This is a genomic window from Actinomadura sp. NPDC000929 (assembly GCF_040492065.1).
Taxonomy (GTDB): Bacteria; Actinomycetota; Actinomycetes; order Streptosporangiales; family Streptosporangiaceae; genus Spirillospora; species Spirillospora verrucosospora.
Window position 1 is genome coordinate 1 of sequence record NZ_JBEUPA010000163.1, and the last position, 18,067, is coordinate 18,067.

At 72.4% G+C, this 18,067-nt stretch carries 16 protein-coding genes and 1 pseudogene; 10 read left to right on the forward strand and 7 right to left on the reverse strand.

What is annotated here, in order from left to right:
• The coding region (locus tag ABWI04_RS35995; RefSeq protein ID WP_353835191.1) for a RelA/SpoT family protein at positions 1-2,377 on the forward strand (2,377 nt) is incomplete at its 5' end.
• A gap of 53 nt (positions 2,378-2,430) precedes the next feature.
• On the opposite strand, the gene aspS is transcribed toward ABWI04_RS35995, so the two are convergent.
• From aspS to ABWI04_RS36010, 3 genes are read right to left on the reverse strand one after another with little or no spacing between them, the layout of a single operon-like run.
• Positions 2,431-4,191: an aspartate--tRNA ligase gene (aspS, locus tag ABWI04_RS36000; protein ID WP_353835192.1), complete on the reverse strand. Its 1,761-nt coding sequence runs from the start codon at positions 4,189-4,191 to the stop codon at positions 2,431-2,433.
• Positions 4,188-5,468, reverse strand: a complete 1,281-nt coding sequence (gene hisS, locus ABWI04_RS36005) for a histidine--tRNA ligase (protein WP_345179048.1) — start codon at positions 5,466-5,468, stop codon at positions 4,188-4,190. Before hisS ends, aspS begins: the two co-directional genes overlap by 4 nt.
• Before the next feature lie 11 nt (positions 5,469-5,479).
• Positions 5,480-6,175 (reverse strand): MBL fold metallo-hydrolase, encoded by a 696-nt coding sequence (locus tag ABWI04_RS36010; protein WP_345179046.1) that lies wholly within the window; start codon positions 6,173-6,175, stop codon positions 5,480-5,482.
• Between the two features lie 219 nt (positions 6,176-6,394).
• Between ABWI04_RS36010 and ABWI04_RS36015 the strand changes: the two genes are divergently transcribed.
• Entirely contained in the window at positions 6,395-7,144 is a 750-nt protein-coding gene (locus tag ABWI04_RS36015; protein ID WP_345179045.1) for a peptidylprolyl isomerase, read from the forward strand.
• 73 nt (positions 7,145-7,217) lie between these two features.
• The gene (locus tag ABWI04_RS36020; RefSeq protein WP_345179043.1) at positions 7,218-8,453 is read left to right on the forward strand and encodes a DUF349 domain-containing protein; all 1,236 of its coding nucleotides are present in this window, start codon (positions 7,218-7,220) and stop codon (positions 8,451-8,453) included.
• Between the two features lie 12 nt (positions 8,454-8,465).
• Here the strand turns inward: ABWI04_RS36020 and ABWI04_RS36025 are convergent, their stop codons facing one another.
• The 4 genes from ABWI04_RS36025 to ABWI04_RS36040 all read right to left on the reverse strand — a co-directional run bounded on the left by ABWI04_RS36025 (position 8,466) and on the right by ABWI04_RS36040 (position 10,921).
• A complete protein-coding gene (locus ABWI04_RS36025) occupies positions 8,466-9,029 on the reverse strand; it encodes a TIGR03086 family metal-binding protein (protein WP_345179041.1) in 564 nt (187 codons plus the stop codon).
• Between the two features lie 65 nt (positions 9,030-9,094).
• On the reverse strand, positions 9,095-9,721 hold the full coding sequence (locus ABWI04_RS36030) for a DUF305 domain-containing protein (RefSeq protein WP_353835193.1): 627 nt from the start codon (positions 9,719-9,721) through the stop codon (positions 9,095-9,097).
• On the reverse strand, positions 9,718-10,368 hold the full coding sequence (locus tag ABWI04_RS36035) for a thioredoxin-like domain-containing protein (protein ID WP_353835194.1): 651 nt from the start codon (positions 10,366-10,368) through the stop codon (positions 9,718-9,720). The genes ABWI04_RS36030 and ABWI04_RS36035 overlap by 4 nt, the downstream gene beginning before the upstream one ends.
• 103 nt (positions 10,369-10,471) lie before the next feature.
• A complete protein-coding gene (locus ABWI04_RS36040; protein ID WP_353835195.1) occupies positions 10,472-10,921 on the reverse strand; it encodes a hypothetical protein in 450 nt (149 codons plus the stop codon).
• Between the two features lie 288 nt (positions 10,922-11,209).
• Here ABWI04_RS36040 and ABWI04_RS36045 point away from each other — a divergent pair, with 288 nt between their 5' ends.
• From ABWI04_RS36045 to ABWI04_RS36075, 7 genes and pseudogenes are all read left to right on the forward strand, one after another.
• Positions 11,210-12,472, forward strand: coding sequence for a replication-associated recombination protein A (locus ABWI04_RS36045; RefSeq protein ID WP_345179213.1), 1,263 nt, complete (start codon positions 11,210-11,212; stop codon positions 12,470-12,472).
• 105 nt (positions 12,473-12,577) lie between these two features.
• Positions 12,578-12,994, forward strand: coding sequence for a DUF948 domain-containing protein (locus ABWI04_RS36050; protein ID WP_353835196.1), 417 nt, complete (start codon positions 12,578-12,580; stop codon positions 12,992-12,994).
• Entirely contained in the window at positions 12,991-13,311 is a 321-nt protein-coding gene (locus tag ABWI04_RS36055; protein ID WP_345179033.1) for a hypothetical protein, read from the forward strand. The genes ABWI04_RS36050 and ABWI04_RS36055 overlap by 4 nt, the downstream gene beginning before the upstream one ends.
• Position 13,312: 1 nt before the next feature.
• Positions 13,313-15,982: an alanine--tRNA ligase gene (alaS, locus tag ABWI04_RS36060; RefSeq protein WP_353835197.1), complete on the forward strand. Its 2,670-nt coding sequence runs from the start codon at positions 13,313-13,315 to the stop codon at positions 15,980-15,982.
• 40 nt (positions 15,983-16,022) lie between these two features.
• Positions 16,023-16,481 carry a Holliday junction resolvase RuvX gene (gene ruvX, locus ABWI04_RS36065; protein ID WP_345179030.1) on the forward strand — a complete coding sequence of 153 codons (459 nt, stop codon included), beginning with the start codon at positions 16,023-16,025 and terminating at the stop codon, positions 16,479-16,481.
• The gene (gene mltG, locus ABWI04_RS36070; protein ID WP_345179029.1) at positions 16,478-17,638 is read left to right on the forward strand and encodes an endolytic transglycosylase MltG; all 1,161 of its coding nucleotides are present in this window, start codon (positions 16,478-16,480) and stop codon (positions 17,636-17,638) included. Before ruvX ends, mltG begins: the two co-directional genes overlap by 4 nt.
• Positions 17,611-18,067 (forward strand): annotated as a pseudogene (locus ABWI04_RS36075) (shikimate dehydrogenase); the annotation flags it as partial. The gene mltG and the pseudogene ABWI04_RS36075, both read left to right, overlap by 28 nt.

Genomic DNA, 18,067 nt, shown 5'->3' on the forward strand with positions numbered 1-18,067 from the left:
GCGGACGCCCGCGTCCGCCCCGCCCGCCCAGCCCTCGTCGGGATCCGATGTTCCCCCAGCTCCAGGCCCTGGCGCCGCCCCGGACGACGATGACGCGTCCGGGGCCGCCGTCCCGTCCAGGCCCACGCAGGCCACGATTCCGCCGTCCGCCGCCCGGGTGCGCCGCAGGCTCGCCAGGTTGGGCGCCCAGCGCGGTCCCGCTATGAACCCGGTACTGGAACCACTGATCAAGACGGTCCGCAACACGCATCCGAAGGCGGACCTCCGGCTCATCGAGCGCGCCTACGACGTGGCCGCGCACTACCACCGGCACCAGAAGCGCAAGAGCGGTGACCCGTACATCACCCATCCGCTCGCGGTCGCCACGATCCTCGCCGAGCTCGGCATGAACACCGAGACGCTCTGCGCCGCGCTGCTGCACGACACCGTCGAGGACACCCCCTACACCCTCGACCAGCTGAGCGCCGAGTTCGGCGACGAGATCGCCGCCCTGGTCGACGGGGTCACCAAGCTCGACAAGGTCAAGTACGGGGAGGCCGCGGAGGCCGAGACCGTCCGCAAGATGGTCGTGGCGATGTCCCGCGACATCCGCGTCCTGGTGATCAAGCTCGGCGACCGGCTGCACAACATGCGCACGCTGCGCTACATGCCGCGGCACAAGCAGGAGAAGAAGGCCCGCGAGACCCTGGAGGTGTTCGCGCCGCTCGCGCACCGCCTCGGGATGAACACGCTGAAGTGGGAGCTGGAGGACCTCGCGTTCGCCACGCTGTACCCCAAGCGGTTCGACGAGATCGCCCGCCTGGTGTCCGAGCGCGCCCCGCGCCGCGACGTCTACCTGCAGGAAGTGATCGAGAACGTCTCCACCGACCTGCGCGAGGCCCGGATCAAGGCCACCGTGACCGGCCGGCCCAAGCACTACTACTCGATCTACCAGAAGATGATCGCGCGGGACGTCAGCTTCGACGACATCTACGACCTGGTCGGCATCCGGGTCCTCGTCGACAGCGTCCGCGACTGCTACGCCGCCCTCGGCTCGATCCACGCGCGGTGGAACCCGGTCCCCGGCCGGTTCAAGGACTACATCGCGATGCCGAAGTTCAACATGTACCAGTCGCTGCACACGACGGTGATCGGCCCGGAGGGCAAGCCCGTCGAGCTGCAGATCCGCACCTGGGGCATGCACCGCCGCGCCGAGTACGGCGTCGCCGCGCACTGGAAGTACAAGGAGGAGACGGTCGGCGGCCGCAAGGCCGGTGACATGCAGTGGCTACGCCAGCTCCTCGACTGGCAGAAGGAGACCGCCGACCCGGCCGAGTTCCTGGAGTCGCTGCGCTTCGACCTGTCGGTCTCCGAGGTGTTCGTGTTCACGCCGAAGGGCGACGTGATCGCGCTGCCGCAGGGCGCCACCCCCGTCGACTTCGCCTACGCGATCCACACCGAGGTCGGGCACCGATGTATCGGCGCCCGCGTCAACGGCCGCCTCGTCCCCCTCGAATCGACCCTCGACAACGGCGACACCGTCGAGGTCTTCACCTCCAAGTCGCCGGACGCGGGCCCGAGCCGCGACTGGCTCGGCTTCGTCAAGAGCGCCCGCGCCCGCAACAAGATCAAGCACTGGTTCTCCAAGGAGCGCCGCGACACCGCGATCGAGTCCGGCAAGGACGCCATCGCCCGCGCCATGCGCAAGCAGAACATGCCGCTCCAGCGGATGATGTCCGGCGAGGCCCTCCTCGCCCTCGCCCGGGACATGCGCTACCCGGACGTGTCGTCCCTGTACGCGGCCGTGGGCGAGAGCCAGGTCTCCGCGCAGCACGTCGTGCAGCGCCTCGTGGACGCCCTCGGCGGTGTGGAGAGCGCCGAGGAGGACCTCGCCGAGATCGCGCTGCCGACGCGCCGCAAGCGCAGCCGCCCCGCCGGCGACCCGGGCGTCGTCGTCGCCGACGACCCGGACGTGTGGATCCGGCTGTCGCGCTGCTGCACCCCGGTCCCCGGCGACGACATCGTCGGTTTCGTGACCCGCGGCCACGGCGTCTCCGTCCACCGCTCCGACTGCGCCAACGTCGAGAGCCTGAGATCGCAGCCGGACCGCCTGATCGACGTCAAGTGGTCCCCGGGCGAGGACTCGGTCTTCCTCGTCGCGATCCAGGTGGAGGCGCTCGACCGCCCACGCCTGCTGTCGGACGTGACCCGCGTCCTGTCCGACCAGCACGTCAACATCCTGTCGGCGTCGGTCACCACGACCCGCGACCGCGTCGCCGTCAGCCGGTTCACCTTCGAGATGGGCGACCCGAAGCACCTCGGCCACGTCCTGAAGGCCGTCCGCTCCATCGACGGCGTCTACGACGTCTACCGGGTGACCAGCGGCGCCACCAAGTAGGAGCACGCACGCGAAAGGGCGGCCGCGGACGCGGCCGCCCTTTCGCGTGCGGGTCAGTTCTCGGCGGGCTCGTCCTCGGGGACGAAGTCGACCCCGGCCTCCGCACGCTGCTCCGGGGTGATGGGGGTCGGCGCGGCGGTCAGGGGGTCGTAGCCGGAGGCGGCCTTCGGGAAGGCGATCACGTCGCGGATCGACTCCTGGCGGGCGAGGAGCATGACCACCCGGTCCCAGCCGAACGCGATGCCGCCGTGCGGGGGCGGGCCGAACTTGAACGCCTCCAGCAGGAAGCCGAACTTGGACTCCGCCTCCTGCTTGGACAGGCCCAGCACGTCGAAGACGCGCTGCTGCATCTCGGCGCGGTGGATACGGATGGAGCCGCCGCCGATCTCGTTGCCGTTCAGGACGAGGTCGTAGGCGTCGGCGAGGGCGGAGCCCGGGTCGTCCTGGAAGGAGTCGGCGTACTCGGGCTTGGGCGCGGTGAACGGGTGGTGCACCGACGTCCAGCCGATCTGCTCGCCCTTGTCGTCCTCGACGGGCTCGAAGATCGGCGCGTCCACGACCCAGACGAACTTCCAGGCGGACTCGTCGATCAGGCCGCGGCGGCGGCCGATCTCCAGGCGCGCGGCGCCGAGGAGCTCCTGGGTGGAGTGCCGCTTGCCGGCGCCGAAGAAGACCGCGTCGCCGGGGGAGGCGCCGGTCTTGGCGGCGAGGCCGTCCTTCTCGGCGTCGGAGAGGTTCTTGGCGACCGGGCCGCCGAGGGTGCCGTCCTCCTGGACGAGCACGTAGGCGAGGCCGCGGGCGCCGCGGGCCTTCGCCCAGTCCTGCCAGCCGTCGAGCTCCTTGCGGGTCTGGGAGGCGCCGCCGGGCATGACGACCGCGCCGACGTACGGGGCCTGGAACACGCGGAACGACGTGCCGGCGAAGTACTCCGTCATGTCGGTCAGCTCGTTGTCGAACCGCAGGTCGGGCTTGTCGGAGCCGTAGCGGGCCAGCGCGTCGGCGTAGGTGATGTGGGGGATCGGGCGGGGGATCTCGTACCCGGCGATCTCCTTCCACAGGCGCGCCACGAGGTCCTCGCCGACCGCCAGGACGTCGTCCTGCTCGGCGAACGACATCTCGATGTCGATCTGGGTGAACTCGGGCTGCCGGTCGGCGCGGAAGTCCTCGTCGCGGTAGCAGCGGGCGATCTGGTAGTAGCGTTCGAGGCCGCCGACCATGAGCAGCTGCTTGAACAGCTGCGGCGACTGCGGGAGCGCGTACCAGTGGCCGGGCTGGAGCCGGACCGGGACGAGGAAGTCGCGGGCGCCCTCCGGGGTGGAGCGGGTGAGCGTGGGCGTCTCCACGTTCACGAAGCCGTGCGCGCGCATCACCTCGTGCGTCAGGAACGAGGCCTCCGAGCGGATCCTCATCGCCCGCGCGACGCTCTCGCGGCGCAGGTCGAGGTAGCGGTACTTGAGGCGGATCTCCTCGTTGACGTTGACGTCGCCCTCGATGGGGAACGGCAGCGGCGCCGCGTCGGAGAGCACCTCGATGCGGGCGGCGGCGACCTCGACCTCGCCCGTGGGCAGCTCGGGGTTCTCGTTGCCCTCCGGCCGGACGCGGACCTCGCCGACCACCTTGACGCAGTACTCGGCGCGCAGGTCGTGCGCGGTGTCCTCCTCGCGGAAGACGACCTGCGCGGTGCCGGAGGCGTCGCGCAGGTCGATGAACGTGACGCCGCCGTGGTCGCGGCGGCGGCCGACCCAGCCGGCCAGCGTTACCTGCTGCCCGGCGTGCTCCTTGCGGAGCGTCCCCGCCTCGTGGGTGCGGATCATTTCGAGAGCCTTTCCTTCAACGTCGTGGTGAGGTCGGTGAGCGGGACGGCGGTCTGCTCGCCCTCGGCCAGGTCCTTGACCTGGGCGACGCCGTCCGCGATATCTCGCTCCCCGAGGATCACGGCGTACCGGGCGCCCGAGCGGTCCGCGTCCTTCATGGCCCCCTTGAGCCTCTTGCCGCCGAACGCCATGTCGGCGGCGATCCCGGCGCCGCGCAGCTCGGCGACGAGCGCGAACAGGCGCCGCTCGGCGGTGTCGCCGAGCGGCACGCCGAACGCCTCGCAGCGCGGCTTGGCGGCGAACGCGGGACCCTCCCCGCCCGAGGACTCGGCCTCCAGGGCGAGGATCGTGCGGTCCAGTCCGAGCCCGAACCCGATGCCGGGCAGCGGCGGGCCGCCGATGTCCTCCGACAGCCCGTCGTAGCGGCCGCCGCCGCCGATGCCGGACTGGGCGCCGAGCAGCGGGTGGTCGAACTCGTAGGTGGTGCGGGTGTAGTAGTCGAGGCCGCGGACGAGGGTCGGGGTGTCCTCCCACTCGATGCCGAGGTCGGCGAGCAGCTCCCGGACGCGGTCGTGGTGCGCCTTGCACGCCGGGCACAGGTGGTCGGCCATCAGCGGGGCGCCCGCGAGCTGCTCGCGGACCTTGGGGCGCTTGTCGTCCAGCACCCGCAGCGGGTTGATCTCGACGCGGGCGCGGGTGTCCTCGTCCAGGTCCAGGCCGCGCAGGAAGTCCTGCAGCAGGGCCCGGTAGGCGGGGCGGCACTCCTTGCAGCCGAGCGAGTTCAGCAGCAGCCGCACCCGGGTCAGGCCGAGGGACCGGTACCAGTTCCACGCGATCGCGATCGTCTCGGCGTCGACCTGGGGGTCCTCGCTGCCGATCGCCTCCAGGTCGAGCTGGTAGAACTGCCGGTAGCGGCCCTGCTGCGGGCGCTCGGCGCGGAACGCGGGCCCGGTCGTCCACACCTTGGCCGGCAGCGACGCCTTGTGCAGGTTGTTCTCCAGGACGGAGCGCAGCACCGACGCGGTGAACTCGGGACGCAGCGTCAGCGACCGGCCGCCCCGGTCCTCGAAGGTGTACATCTCCTTGGACACCACGTCGGTGGACTCGCCGACGCCGCGCCGGAACAGGTTGGTGTCCTCGAACACCGCCAGTTCCAGGTAGCCGTAACCGGCCAGCCTCGCCTGCTCGGCGAAGGCCTCCCGGATGGCGTAGAAGAGGTCCGCTCGCGGCGGAACGTATTCGCTGACCCCCTTCGGGGCCCGGAAGCTCGAACTCATGGTCTTTTAGATCAGAATCCCTTGTCAGGTCCGTCCGCGGGGACCAGCTCCGAAAGGAACGGGTTGGTCGCGCGCTCGCGGCCGATTGTGGTCTGCTCGCCGTGGCCGGGCAGGACGGCCGTCTCGTCGGGCATCGTGAGGCACACCCGGGACAGGCTGGCGAGGATCTGCTCGTACGATCCGCCCGGCAGGTCGGTGCGCCCGATGGAGCCGGCGAACAGCAGGTCGCCGGTGAACATCACGTCCGGGATCTGCTGCGCCTTCGGCGTCCGGAACGTCACCGACCCGGGCGTATGGCCCGGCGCGTGGTCGACGGTGAAGTTCAGCCCGGCCAGCTCCAGCACGGCCCCGTCGGCCAGTTCCCGCACGTCGTCGGGCTCGGACAGCTCCAGACCGCCGAACAGCTGCTGCCCGGCGCCCAGGGACAGGCCCTTGGCCGGATCGGTCAGCAGGTCGCGGTCGTCCGGGTGGACGTAGGCCGGGACGTCCTTGGCGCCGCAGACCGGCGCCACCGACCAGACGTGGTCGAGATGGCCGTGCGTCAGCAGCACCGCGACCGGCTTCAGCCGGTGCTCGCGCAGGATCTCCTCGATCCCGCCCTCGGCGTCCTGGCCGGGATCGATGATCACGCACTCCTCACCGGCGGCGGGCGCCACGACGTAGCAGTTCGCGGCGAACGATCCAGCGGGGAACCCGGCGACGAGCACGGTCGTCCTTCCTTAGAACCATCTCGGGTGGGCGTGTTCGAGGGTACCGGCGCGGCCACGGCCACCGCGAACGAGTTGGCGCGGCCGACGTGTCGCGGGGCGCGGCCGGGCGGGGCGCCGCCGGGCGGGAGGCGCTCCCTGAACGCGGAGGCGCTTTTACTCCCCGGTACCGCTACTATGCGCTGCACGTTCACCTGATCACACCGGAAGGCGAGGCACGTGGCGGCGAAGGACCGCAAGAAGCAGCTCGCGCGGCAGCGCTACGAGCGGCAGCGGCAGCGGCAGGCGCAGGAGGCGGCGCGGGCGCGCCGACTCAAGATCATCACCGCCGCGGCGGTGGTGGCGGTCATCGTCGTCGGCGGCGCCGCGTTCATGGTGCTCACCAAGGACGACGAGTCCACCGCCGCCGGGCCCCGGTGCACCTACAAGGCGGCCCAGCAGGACGGCGCCCCCAAGGGCGTCGGCACACCTCCGGGCAAGCCCGCCTACACGGACGTCGTCCAGACGACGATGAAGACCAACCAGGGCGACGTGGAGGTGCAGCTGTACGGTGGCAAGGCTCCGTGCACGGTCAACTCCTTCGCGTACCTGGCGCAGAAGAACTTCTTCGACAAGACGACGTGCCACCGGCTGACGAGCGGCGGGCTCAACGTCCTGCAATGCGGCGACCCCACCGCGAAGGGCACCGGCGGGCCGGGCTACCAGTTCGCGAACGAGAACACGAGCGGCGCCACGTACACCGAGGGCACGCTCGCCATGGCGCACAGCAGCCTGCCGGACTCCAACGGCAGCCAGTTCTTCATGGTCTACAAGGACTCGCAGCTCCCGCCGGACTACACGGTGTTCGGGAAGATCACCAAGGGGCTGGACGTGCTGAAGAAGATCGCCGACGCGGGCTCGGACCCGAAGGGCGACGGCAAGCCCAAGAAGAAGGTAGAGATCCAGGACGTCACGATCGCCGGGAAATAGGCGAACGGGATACTAAGGTGTGGAGGGTCCGGTCGCCGTGAGCGCGTCCGGACCCGCGATTCAGGAGGCAAGGGTGTCCAGCGCGACCGATCCCTGGGGCCGGGTGGACGAGGACGGCACCGTCTATGTCAGGACGGCCGACGGCGAGCGGGTCGTCGGCTCCTGGCAGGCCGGCGCGCCCGAAGAGGCCCTGGCCTACTTCAAGCGCAAGTACGACGCGCTCGCCACCGAGATCGGCCTTCTCGAGCAGCGGGTCCGCACCACGGACCTGCAGCCGGGCCAGGCCCAGCAGGGCATCGACCGGCTGCGCGAGGCCGTCGCCGACGCGCACGCCGTCGGCGACCTCGACGCCCTCCTGCGCCGCCTGGACGGCCTGACGGAACAGGTCGGGCGGCGCCGCGAGGAGGTCAAGGCCCAGCGCGAGCAGCACCGGCACGAGGCCCGCGACACCAAGGAGCGGATCGTCGCCGAGGCCGAGCGCATCGCCGTCGAGGAGACGCACTGGAAGAACGGCGGCGAGCGCCTGCGCCTCCTGGTCGAGGAGTGGAAGGCCGCCGACCGGATCGACCGCCCCACCGAGACCGCGCTGTGGAAGCGGCTGTCGGCCGCCCGCAACGCCTTCACCAAGCGCCGCAAGGCCTACTTCGCCACGCTCGACGACCAGCGCGAGGAGGCCCGGCGGGAGAAGGAGCGCCTCGTCGCCGAGGCCGAGGCGATGGCGGGTTCCACCGACTGGGGCGACACGGCCGCCGCCTACCGCGACCTGATGCGCCGCTGGAAGCTCGCCGGGCGCGCCTCCCGGGACGCCGAGGAGGACCTGTGGGCCCGCTTCAAGGGCGCCCAGGACACCTTCTTCCAGGCCCGCAGCGCGGCGTTCGCCGAGCGCGACGCCGAGTTCCGCGGCAACGCCGAGGAGAAGGAGAAGATCCTCGCCGAGGCCGAGCGGCTGCTGCCGGTGCGGGACGTCCGGCAGGCCCGCCAGTCCCTGCGCGCGATCCAGGAGCGCTGGGAGGCCGCCGGGATGGTGCCGCGCGACCAGCGCGACCGGCTGGAGGGGCGGCTCCGCAAGATCGAGGAGGCCGTGCGCTCCGCCGAGGAGAACGAGTGGCGCCGCACCAACCCCGAGGCCCGCGCTCGTGCCGAGGCCACGGTGGCCCAGCTGCGCAGCTCCATCGAGCAGCTGGAGAAGCGGCTCGGCAAGGCCCGTGAGGCCGGCCGCCAGAAGGACGTCAAGGAGGCCGAGGAGGCCCTCAGCGCCCGCCGCGCCTGGCTCGAAGAGGCCGAGCGCACGCTCGCCGAGTTCTCCTGACCCCGGCCGCCCTCAGGCCGAGCGGCCCAGGAAGGCGAGCATGCGCGTCTGCTCGTCGGCGCCGCGCGGAGCGGGCAGGGGCGGCGCCAGATGCCCCTCGGACCGCAGTGAGGCGGCGACCACCTGGGCCGTGGCGAACGCGTGGTGGACGAGGTCCGGGTCGAGGCGCGAAGGCTGCCCCGTGGCCCGGGCCAGGTCCCAGGCATGCACCAGCGGCTCCAGGATGTAGCCCTCCAGGAAGTCGCCCAGCGGCAGCTCGCCCAGCCCGTCGAAGGGGATGGGGCGGTGGAGCGCGTCGGGGGTGAGCGCCGCCGCGCACTCCTTGCGGGCCGCCCGCCAGCTCATCAGGACGTCGCCCGCGACGAACCGCGCGGGGGCGGCGTTGACGTCCGGCTCGGGCTGTCCCGTGGCCAGCGCCCGGACCAGGAACTGGCCGCCGGTCACGTGGCCGGCGACGTCCCGGGCGGTCCACCCCGCGCAGGGCGACGGCGCGTCCCACCCGTCGCGGGGGACGCCGGCCACCAGGCCCTCGAAGAGGTCGAGGGCCCGGTGGTAGCCGCTGAGGTTGTGAGCCATGGTGGTCAGTGACGCGCGATCCGGCGGCGCTGTCAAGCGCTATCGCGAACCTCGCGGGGACCGGCTCACACGGCGGGGGAGCCGCGCTGCCGGAGCATCGCGTTCATCTGCGTGATCTCGGCCTGCTGCCCTTCCACCATCGTGCGGGCGAGGCGCCGCACCCGTTCGTGCCCGGTGCGCTCCAGCACCGCCCGCGCCATGGCCACGCCGCCGCGGTGGTGCGCGATCATCAGCTTCAGGAACAGCACCTCGGCGTCGCGGCCGGACGCCTTCTCCAGGTCGGCGAGCCGGTCGCGGGTCGCCATGCCGGGCATCGGGGCCCCGCCGCCGGGGTGGCCGCCGTGCCCGGACATCCAGCGCATCCGGCCGGACGGGTCGGCCTTCGGCACGCCCCACTCGTCCAGCCAGGCCGTCATCATGCCGATCTGGGCGGACTGGGTGTTGATGATGTCGAAGGCCAGCAGCCGGGTCTCGGGATCGTCCGTGCGGTCCCTCACGGTGAACGACATCCGCACCGCCTGGGCGTGGTGCACGCTCATGTCGCGGGCGAAACCCGCCTCGGGGCCGTCCGTGCCGGGCCGTTCCGAGCGGGAGACGGCGAGCGCGACCAGGACGGCCCCGGCGAGCAGGACCAGGGCCGCGAGGACGACGGTGGCGCGCCGTCCCCGCGGCGCCTCGGCGGCCTCGCTCACGGGGCGTCCTTGCCGCCCGAGCAGGCCGCGCCCGGCTCGGGGGTCTGCGGGCCCTTCACGAAGGCCCGCAGGAACTGGTCCACCCGCGCGTCGGTGGCCTGCTGGAGCTTCAGCTGCCTGCCCCACGCGGTGAGCGCGACCGGGGAGTCCTGGTCCGGGTAGGGGCTGAGCAGCGTGTAGTCGGTCGCGGAGACCTTGCCCTTCAGCAGGTCGAGCTGGTCCGCGGGAAGGCCGGGCCGGTAGGTGATCCAGACGGCGCCGTGCTCCAGGGAGTGGACGGCGTGCTCGTTCAGCAGCGGCGTCTCGTAGACGCGGCCGTCGCAGTTCTGCCACACGGGGTTGTGGTCGCCGCCCATCGGCGGGTCGGTGTCGTACTTGACGCTGCCGCCGACGTGGCCGCGGCCGAGGTCGTCCTTGGTCACGAGGCCGGGGACGGAGGAGGAGCCGTCGGCGGACGACGACCGGGTCTGCATGAACGTGAAGCCGATGGCGACGACCGCCACCAGGCCGATCACGGCGAAGAAGGCGATGCCTCCCCACGGGATCTCGCGCTGTGTCAGCGCGTTCTTCGTGGCGGTCCTGCCGCGCGCGTTGGCGTTGTGGGCGTTCGCGTTGCGGGCGTTCTTGTTCCGGGCGCTCTTGGACATGAGGGCGTCCTCTCAGGTGCTGTGGGTCAGGAAGGACAGGGCAGCGCCGCGTCGGCCATGGGCGTGGACGCGGACGGTGCGATCGGCCGGAGGGCCGGTCCTTCTACAGCCGGAGGACCTGGAGGGAGGGCCAGGACGCGGGGGCGAGCCGCGTGCAGGCCGGAGGGGTGAACGCCCAGCCGAGACGGGCGGGCAGGCGCGAGACGGGCCGGCGCAGCACGGCGGCCAGGCCCAGCAGGACGAGGGTGAACAGGACGGCCAGGCACAGGCACGCGTCCATGGGAACGGGCGCGGGCGTCTTGGTCGGGGCGACGGCCGGCGCGTCCTGTGCGAGGCCGTGAGAGCCGCTGAGCGCCGCGGTCGCGGCGTCCGGCTGTTCGTGGCCCGTGGACGCCGACACGGCTCCGACGGGAACGCTCACGGCGTGCTGGGTGCACACGCGCGGCGGGGGCGCGTGGCCCAGCCCGTAGCTGAACACCAGCCCGCCCACGACGAACAGCGCCACGAGCAGCCCTGCCAGCCCGTGGCGTCGACGGGGGGCCGTACCGGACACCGTCACGCTCCTGGTCGCGTCTTCCGGGCTGGTCCAACGCCGCAGCCGTCCCAGGGGTTCCCGCCCGCCGGACGCGCGTGCGGAACGGTCCCGCACGGAGCCGCCCGACCGTCCGGGACTGTCCGCGCCGCGAGATAGTGTCGGAGCGTGACCAGCAGGGCGGATTCGGGCGAGCCGGAAGGCCTTTTCGACCCTCCGGAGCGGGACGGAGCGGTTTCGGCGGAGGTGCGGCCGGAGCCGCCGGCGGCGCCCGCCCGGGGCGGCGCGGAGCAGCCCCTCGCGGTCCGCATGCGCCCCCGCGCCCTCGACGAGGTCGTCGGGCAGGGGCACCTGCTCGGCCCGGGCACGCCGATCCGGCAGCTCGTCGACCGGGACGTGCCGATGTCGCTCGTGCTGTGGGGGCCGCCGGGCACCGGCAAGACCACCCTCGCCACCGTCGTCAGCCATGTCACCTCCCGCCGGTTCGTGGAGGTCTCCGCGGTCAGCGACGGCGTCAAGCGCGTCCGCGCCGAGATCGACCTGGCGCGCCGGGAGCTCGGCATGACGGGCCGCCAGACGGTCCTGTTCGTCGACGAGGTGCACCGCTTCAACAAGGCCCAGCAGGACGCCCTGCTCCCCGCCGTGGAGAACCGCTGGGTCTCGTTCATCGGCGCCACCACCGAGAACCCGTTCTTCTCCGTCATCAGCCCGCTGCTGTCGCGGTCGCTGCTGCTCACCCTGGAGCCGCTCGGCGAGGACGACCTGCGTGAGGTCGTCCGCCGCGCCCTCACCGAGGAGCGCGGGCTGAACGGGGCGGTCACCCTCGACCCCGCCGCCGAGGACCACCTCATCCGGCTGGCCGGCGGCGACGCCCGCCGCACCCTCACCTACCTGGAGGCCGCCGCGCTCGTCGTCGACGACGGCGGGGCGATCGACACGGACGTGCTGGAGAAGGCCGTCGACCGGGCCGCCGTCCGCTACGACCGCGAGGGCGACCAGCACTACGACGTCATCAGCGCGTTCATCAAGAGCATCCGCGGCAGCGACGTCGACGCGGCGCTGCACTACCTCGCCCGCATGATCGAGGCCGGCGAGGACGCCCGGTTCATCGCCCGGCGGCTGATCGTGCACGCCAGCGAGGACGTCGGCATGGCCGACCCGACCGCGCTGCAGACCGCGGTCGCCGCCGCGCAGGCGGTGGAGTTCGTCGGCCTGCCCGAGGCCCGCATCAACCTGGCCCAGGCGGTGATCCATCTCTCCCTCGCGCCGAAGTCCAACGCGGTGATCACGGCGGTGGACGGGGCGCTCGGCGACGTCCGCAAGGGGCTGGCCGGACCCGTCCCGGGGCACCTGCGCGACGCCCACTACAAGGGCGCGGCGAAGATCGGGCACGGGCAGGGCTACAAGTACGCGCACGACCACCCCGGCGGCGTGGTCCGTCAGCAGTACGCGCCAGACGCGGTCGACGGACGGGAGTACTATCGCCCGACCAGGCACGGCGCGGAAGCCCGGTTCACCGAGGTGCTCGCGCGGATCCGCTCCGTCCTGCGCGGCGCCGCGGACCGGCGATGATCGTTCTTCGCCGGCCGGTGCTCCCGCCAAGCGGCGTGGTGGACCGGTAAGGTCTGTCAGGCCATGCCCGGCCCCGTGCCGGCCTCACGCGAACGGAAAGCCCTGATGCTTACTGGTGGACAGCTAGCAGGCCTCATCGTGGCCGTGTTCTGGGCGGTGCTCGTCTCGTTCGTCGCGCTCACCCTGCTGAAGCTCTCCAAGCTGCTCGGCGAGGCCAGCGAGCTCGTCCGCGACATCGGCGAGCAGGCCGGCCCGCTCATGGAGGACATGACCCGGACGGTGAAGCGCGCCAACGAGCAGCTCGGCCGCACCGACGTCATCACCAGGCAGGTCGCCGGCGTCACCCAGAACGTCTCGGCCGTCACCACCGTGATGACCTCGGTGGTCGGCGGGCCGCTGGTGAAGGCCGCCGCCTTCTCCTACGGCGTCCGCAAGGCCCTCGGCCACCGCGACGGGGAGGAGCGCGCCGCGTCCGGACGTCCGGAGCTGCCGGCCCGCTCTTCGGGTAGGGGACGCAGATGAGGCGGCTGTTCTGGCTCTCGGTCGGCGCGGGCGCCGGCGTCTACGCCACGCACCGCGTCAAGCGGCGCGTGGAGCGTTTCACGCGCGCCCTGTCGCCCGAGAGCGTCGCCGCGCGGGCGGTGTCGAGCGGGCAGAACGCCGGCGAGCGGCTGAGGCTTTTCGCCTCCGACGTCCGTACCGAGATGCGGGCCCGCGAGGAGGAGCTGCGCGAGGCCGTCCGGATGGACCAGGCCCCGCCGGACGGCGGCGGGCCGCAGGCCCGCCGCGTGCTCAAGGCGAGATACACGATCATCGAGAACGACAAGGATGGCCACTGATATGGAGTCGGCAGAGGTCGCACGCCGCTTCCTCGGGTTCTTCGAGGAGCGCGGGCACACGGTGGTGCCCTCGGCCAGCCTGGTCGCCGAGGACCCGACGCTGCTTCTGGTCAACGCCGGCATGGTCCCCTTCAAGCCGTACTTCCTCGGCCAGCGCACCCCTCCGTCCCAGCGGATGACGAGCGCGCAGAAGTGCGTGCGCACGCCCGACATCGAGGAGGTCGGGAAGACCACCCGGCACGCCACCTTCTTCCAGATGCTGGGCAACTTCTCCATCGGCGACTACTTCAAGGAGCAGGCGATCCCCTTCGCCTGGGAGCTGCTGACCCGGTCGCGGGAAGACGGCGGCTTCGGTTTCCCTGAGGAGAAGCTCTGGGTCACCGTCTTCAAGGACGACGACGAGGCCCACGGCATCTGGCACGAGAAGGTCGGCGTCCCCCTCGACCGCATCCAGCGGCGCGGCATGGAGGACAACTTCTGGTCGATGGGCGTGCCCGGCCCGTGCGGCCCCTGCTCGGAGATCTACTACGACCGCGGCCCCGAGTACGGCCGCGAGGGCGGCCCGATCGCCGACGAGGACCGCTACCTGGAGGTCTGGAACCTCGTCTTCATGCAGTTCGAGCGGGGCCCCGGGGAGAGCAAGACCGACTTCCCGATCCTCGGCGACCTGCCGGCGAAGAACATCGACACCGGCATGGGCCTGGAGCGCATGGCGGCGATCCTGCAGGGCGTCGACAACATCTACGAGACCGACACCCTCTGGCGGGTCCTCGACCGCGCCGCCGGGCTGACCGGCACCTCCTACGGCCGCGACCACCGCGCGGACGTGTCGCTGCGCGTCGTCGCCGACCACGTCCGCAGCGGCACGATGATGGTCGCCGACGGCATCCGCCCCGGCAACGAGGGCCGCGGCTACGTGCTGCGCCGCATCCTGCGCCGCTCCATCCGCAACCTGCGCCTGCTCGGCGGGCAGGACGCCGGGCTCATGCACGAGCTGACGGCCGTCTCGATCCAGGCGATGGGCGAGCAGTACCCGGAGCTGGTGCGCACCGCCGCGAACATCCACACCGTCATCGACGCGGAGGAGGAGTCCTTCCTCCAGACGCTGCGCACCGGCACCGCGATCTTCGACACCGCCGTCGACGACACCAAGCGCTCCGGCGGCGCGACCCTGGCGGGCGAGCAGGCGTTCAAGCTGCACGACACCTACGGCTTCCCGATCGACCTCACCCTGGAGATGGCGTCCGAGCAGGGCCTCCAGGTGGACGAGGAGGGCTTCCGCCGGCTCATGAAGGAGCAGCGGGACCGCGCGAAGAAGGACGCCCGCGACAAGAAGACCGGCAACCTCGACGTCTCCGTCCTGGACGAGCTGCTCACCGGCGCGGGCGGCAGGGTCGACTTCACCGGCTACGGCAGCCTGGCCGGCGACGCCCGCCTCGTGGGACTGCTGGTGAACGGCGCCAACGCGCCCGCCGCCGGGGAGGGCACCGAGGTCGAGGTCGTCCTCGACCGCACCCCGTTCTACGCCGAGGGCGGCGGCCAGCTCGCCGACCACGGCCTGATCAGGTTCGGCAACGGCGCCGTGGTCGAGGTGACCGACGTGCAGGCGCCCCTCGCCGGGCTCATCGTGCACCGCGGACGGGTCCGCAGCGGCGAGGCGCAGGCCGGCGACACCGCCTACGCCGAGGTCGACGTGGAGCGGCGCCGGGCGATCTCCCGCTCGCACACCGCGACCCACATGGTGCACGCCGGGTTCCGCCGCGCGCTCGGCGAGTCCGCCGCGCAGGCCGGGTCGGAGAACTCGCCCGGCCGGTTCCGGTTCGACTTCACCGCGTCCGGCGCGGTCCCCGCGAGCGTGCTGCGCGACGTCGAGGACGAGGTGAACGAGGTCCTGGTCGGCGACCTGGACGTGCGCGCCTTCCACACCTCGATCGACGAGGCCCGCGCGATGGGCGCGCTCGCGCTGTTCGGCGAGAAGTACGGCGACGAGGTGCGGGTCGTCGAGGTCGGCGACTACTCCCGCGAGCTGTGCGGCGGCACCCACGTCGCCCGCAGCGGGCAGCTCGGCCTGGTCAAGGTGCTGGGCGAGTCGTCCATCGGCGCCGGCGTCCGGCGCGTCGAGGCGCTCGTCGGCATCGACGCCTTCCGCTTCCTGGCCCGCGAGAGCGTCCTCGTGGCGCAGCTCGCCGAGCAGATGAAGACCCGCAAGGAGGAGCTGCCCGAGCGCGTCTCCGGCGTGGTCGCCCGTCTGCGGGACGCCGAGAAGGAGCTGGAGAAGCTCCGCTCCCAGCAGGTCCTCGCGATCGCGGGGTCCCTCGCCGAGGGCGCCAAGGACGTGGCCGGCACCGCCTTCGTGGGGCACCGCGCCCCCGACGGCACCGGCGCCGACGACCTGCGCAAGCTCGCCGTCGACATCCGCGGCCGCCTGACCTCGCGCCCCGCGGTCGTGATGGTCGCCGGGGCGCCGAAGGACCGTCCCGTCGTGGTCGTCGCCGTCACCCAGGGGGCGCGTGACCGCGGCCTGAAGGCGGGCGCCCTCGTCGGCCTGGCCGCCAAGGCGCTCGGCGGGGGCGGCGGCGGCAAGGACGACCTGGCCCAGGGGGGCGGCGCCGACCCCGCCGCGATCGGCGACGCCCTCGCCGCCGTCGAGCGGGCGGTAGGGGCCGCGTGAGCCCGGGTTGCGCTCCGAGCCGCCGAGCGGAGGCGAGGCGATGAGGCAGGGCGTGCGGCTCGGGGTGGATGTGGGGAGCGTTCGGGTCGGGGTCGCCCGGTGCGATCCCGGCGGCATCCTCGCGTCGCCCCTGGAGACCGTGAAGAGCGGCAAGGGCGACGTCGACCGGCTCGTCGACCTGGTCGCCGAGCACGAGGCGATCGAGGTCGTCGTCGGGCTGCCGACGTCGCTGTCGGGCCGGGAGGGCCCGGCGGCGCAGTCGGCGCGCAGGTTCGCGGCCAGGCTCGCCGACCGCCTCCCCCCGGAGACCGTGCGGCTGCACGACGAGCGGCTCACCACCGTCACCGCCGAGAGCGGCCTGCGGGCCGGCGGCGTGCACGGCCAGGCGCGGCGCAAGGTCGTCGACCAGGCGGCCGCGGCGGTCCTGCTCCAGGCGGCCCTCGACGCCGAGCGGTTGACCGGACGCCCCCCGGGCGAGATCGTCCAGGGGAGCTCATGAACGACTTGGACCTCTTCTCCGACCCGTACGGCGACGGGCCTCCGCCCGAGGAGACCCGCGGCAGGCGGGACCAGCGGCGGCGGCGCAAGCGCCAGAAGCGCCGCAAGCGCAGCGGGCGCGCCGCCGCGCTGTTCGCGATGGCGTTCCTCGTGGCCGTGTTCGGCACCGGCGGCGTCCTCGGGTACGCGTGGCTCGACAACAAGTGGCATCCGCCGGACTACGACGGCGCGGGCACCGGCAAGGTCACCGTCCAGATCAAGGACGGCGCGACCGGGTCGGTGATCGGGACGACGCTGGAGCAGCACAAGGTCGTCAAGAGCTCCGCGGCGTTCGTGAAGACCTACAACAAGGAGGCCCGCGCCTCCAGCATCCAGCCGGGCTTCTACCAGATGCGGCTGCAGATGTCGTCGGCCGCGGCGGTGGCGCTGCTGCTCGACCCGAAGTCGCGGGCCGGGAACCAGGTCGTGATCCCCGAGGGCCGCCGGGCCGTCGAGGTCTTCGAGCTGCTGGCGAAGAAGACCGGCATCTCCGTCAAGGAGTTCCAGGCGGTGGCGAAGCGGCCGAAGAACCTCGGGCTGCCCGCCTACGCGCGGGGCAAGGTCGAGGGGTACCTGTACCCGGGCCGCTACGACCTGGATCCGAACGGCACGGCGGAGCAGATCCTCAAGGAGATGGTGGGGCGCTTCAACAAGGAGGCCGCCAGCGTCGACCTCGTCGCCGAAGCGCGCAAGGCGCACATGAACCCGGCCACGGTCATGACGCTCGCCAGCCTGGTCCAGGCCGAGGGCGGCAAGCCCAGCGACCTGCCGAAGATCTCCCGGGTCATCTACAACCGGGTGGAGAAGGGCATGAAACTGCAGTTCGACACGACGGTGCTGTACGCGCTGAACGAGCGGCGGCTCACCGTCACCGAGAAGGACCTGCAGACCGACTCGCCCTACAACACCTACCTGCACGCGGGTCTGCCGCCCGGCCCGATCTCCAACCCGGGCCCGGACGCGATCGAGGCGGCGCTGGCCCCGGAGGACGGGACGTGGCTGTACTTCATCGCCACCGACCCGACGAACAAGGTCACCAAGTTCGCCACGACGGAGCAGGAGCGGCTGGCGATCGAGAAGGAGTTCCGGGCATGGCAGAAGGCGCACCCGGGCCAGTGACCGGCGGGACGGGCCGCCGCGCGGCGGTGCTCGGGTCGCCGGTCGCCCATTCGCTGTCGCCGGTGCTGCACCGGGCGGCGTACGCGGCGATGGGGCTGGACGGCTGGTCCTACGACGCGGTCGAGTGCGGTGAGGACGGCCTGGCCGCGGTGCTGGACGGGCTCGGCCCCGAGTGGGCGGGCCTGTCGCTGACCATGCCGCTCAAGCGCGTCGCGCTCGGCCTCGTGGACACGGTCTCGGACCTCGCGGTGAAGGTCGGGGGCGCCAACACGATCGTCCTTCGGGACGGGCGGCGGCACGGCGACAACACCGACGTGTACGGCATCGAGACGGCACTCGCCGAGGCGGGACTGAAGGGTCCGTCCACGGCGCTGGTGCTGGGCGGCGGCGCGACGGCCGCGTCCGCGCTGGCGGCGCTCGCCGGGCTCG

Coding starts and splice junctions, on each gene's coding strand:
- aspS (WP_353835192.1), bottom strand. CDS start 4,191: ATGATCCGCACCCACGAGGCGGGGACGCTCCGCAAGGAGCACGCCGGG.
- hisS (WP_345179048.1), bottom strand. CDS start 5,468: ATGAGTTCGAGCTTCCGGGCCCCGAAGGGGGTCAGCGAATACGTTCCG.
- ABWI04_RS36025 (WP_345179041.1), bottom strand. CDS start 9,029: ATGGCTCACAACCTCAGCGGCTACCACCGGGCCCTCGACCTCTTCGAG.
- ABWI04_RS36035 (WP_353835194.1), bottom strand. CDS start 10,368: ATGTCCAAGAGCGCCCGGAACAAGAACGCCCGCAACGCGAACGCCCAC.
- ABWI04_RS36045 (WP_345179213.1), top strand. CDS start 11,210: ATGCGCCCCCGCGCCCTCGACGAGGTCGTCGGGCAGGGGCACCTGCTC.
- ABWI04_RS36050 (WP_353835196.1), top strand. CDS start 12,578: ATGCTTACTGGTGGACAGCTAGCAGGCCTCATCGTGGCCGTGTTCTGG.
- ABWI04_RS36055 (WP_345179033.1), top strand. CDS start 12,991: ATGAGGCGGCTGTTCTGGCTCTCGGTCGGCGCGGGCGCCGGCGTCTAC.
- alaS (WP_353835197.1), top strand. CDS start 13,313: ATGGAGTCGGCAGAGGTCGCACGCCGCTTCCTCGGGTTCTTCGAGGAG.
- ruvX (WP_345179030.1), top strand. CDS start 16,023: ATGAGGCAGGGCGTGCGGCTCGGGGTGGATGTGGGGAGCGTTCGGGTC.
- mltG (WP_345179029.1), top strand. CDS start 16,478: ATGAACGACTTGGACCTCTTCTCCGACCCGTACGGCGACGGGCCTCCG.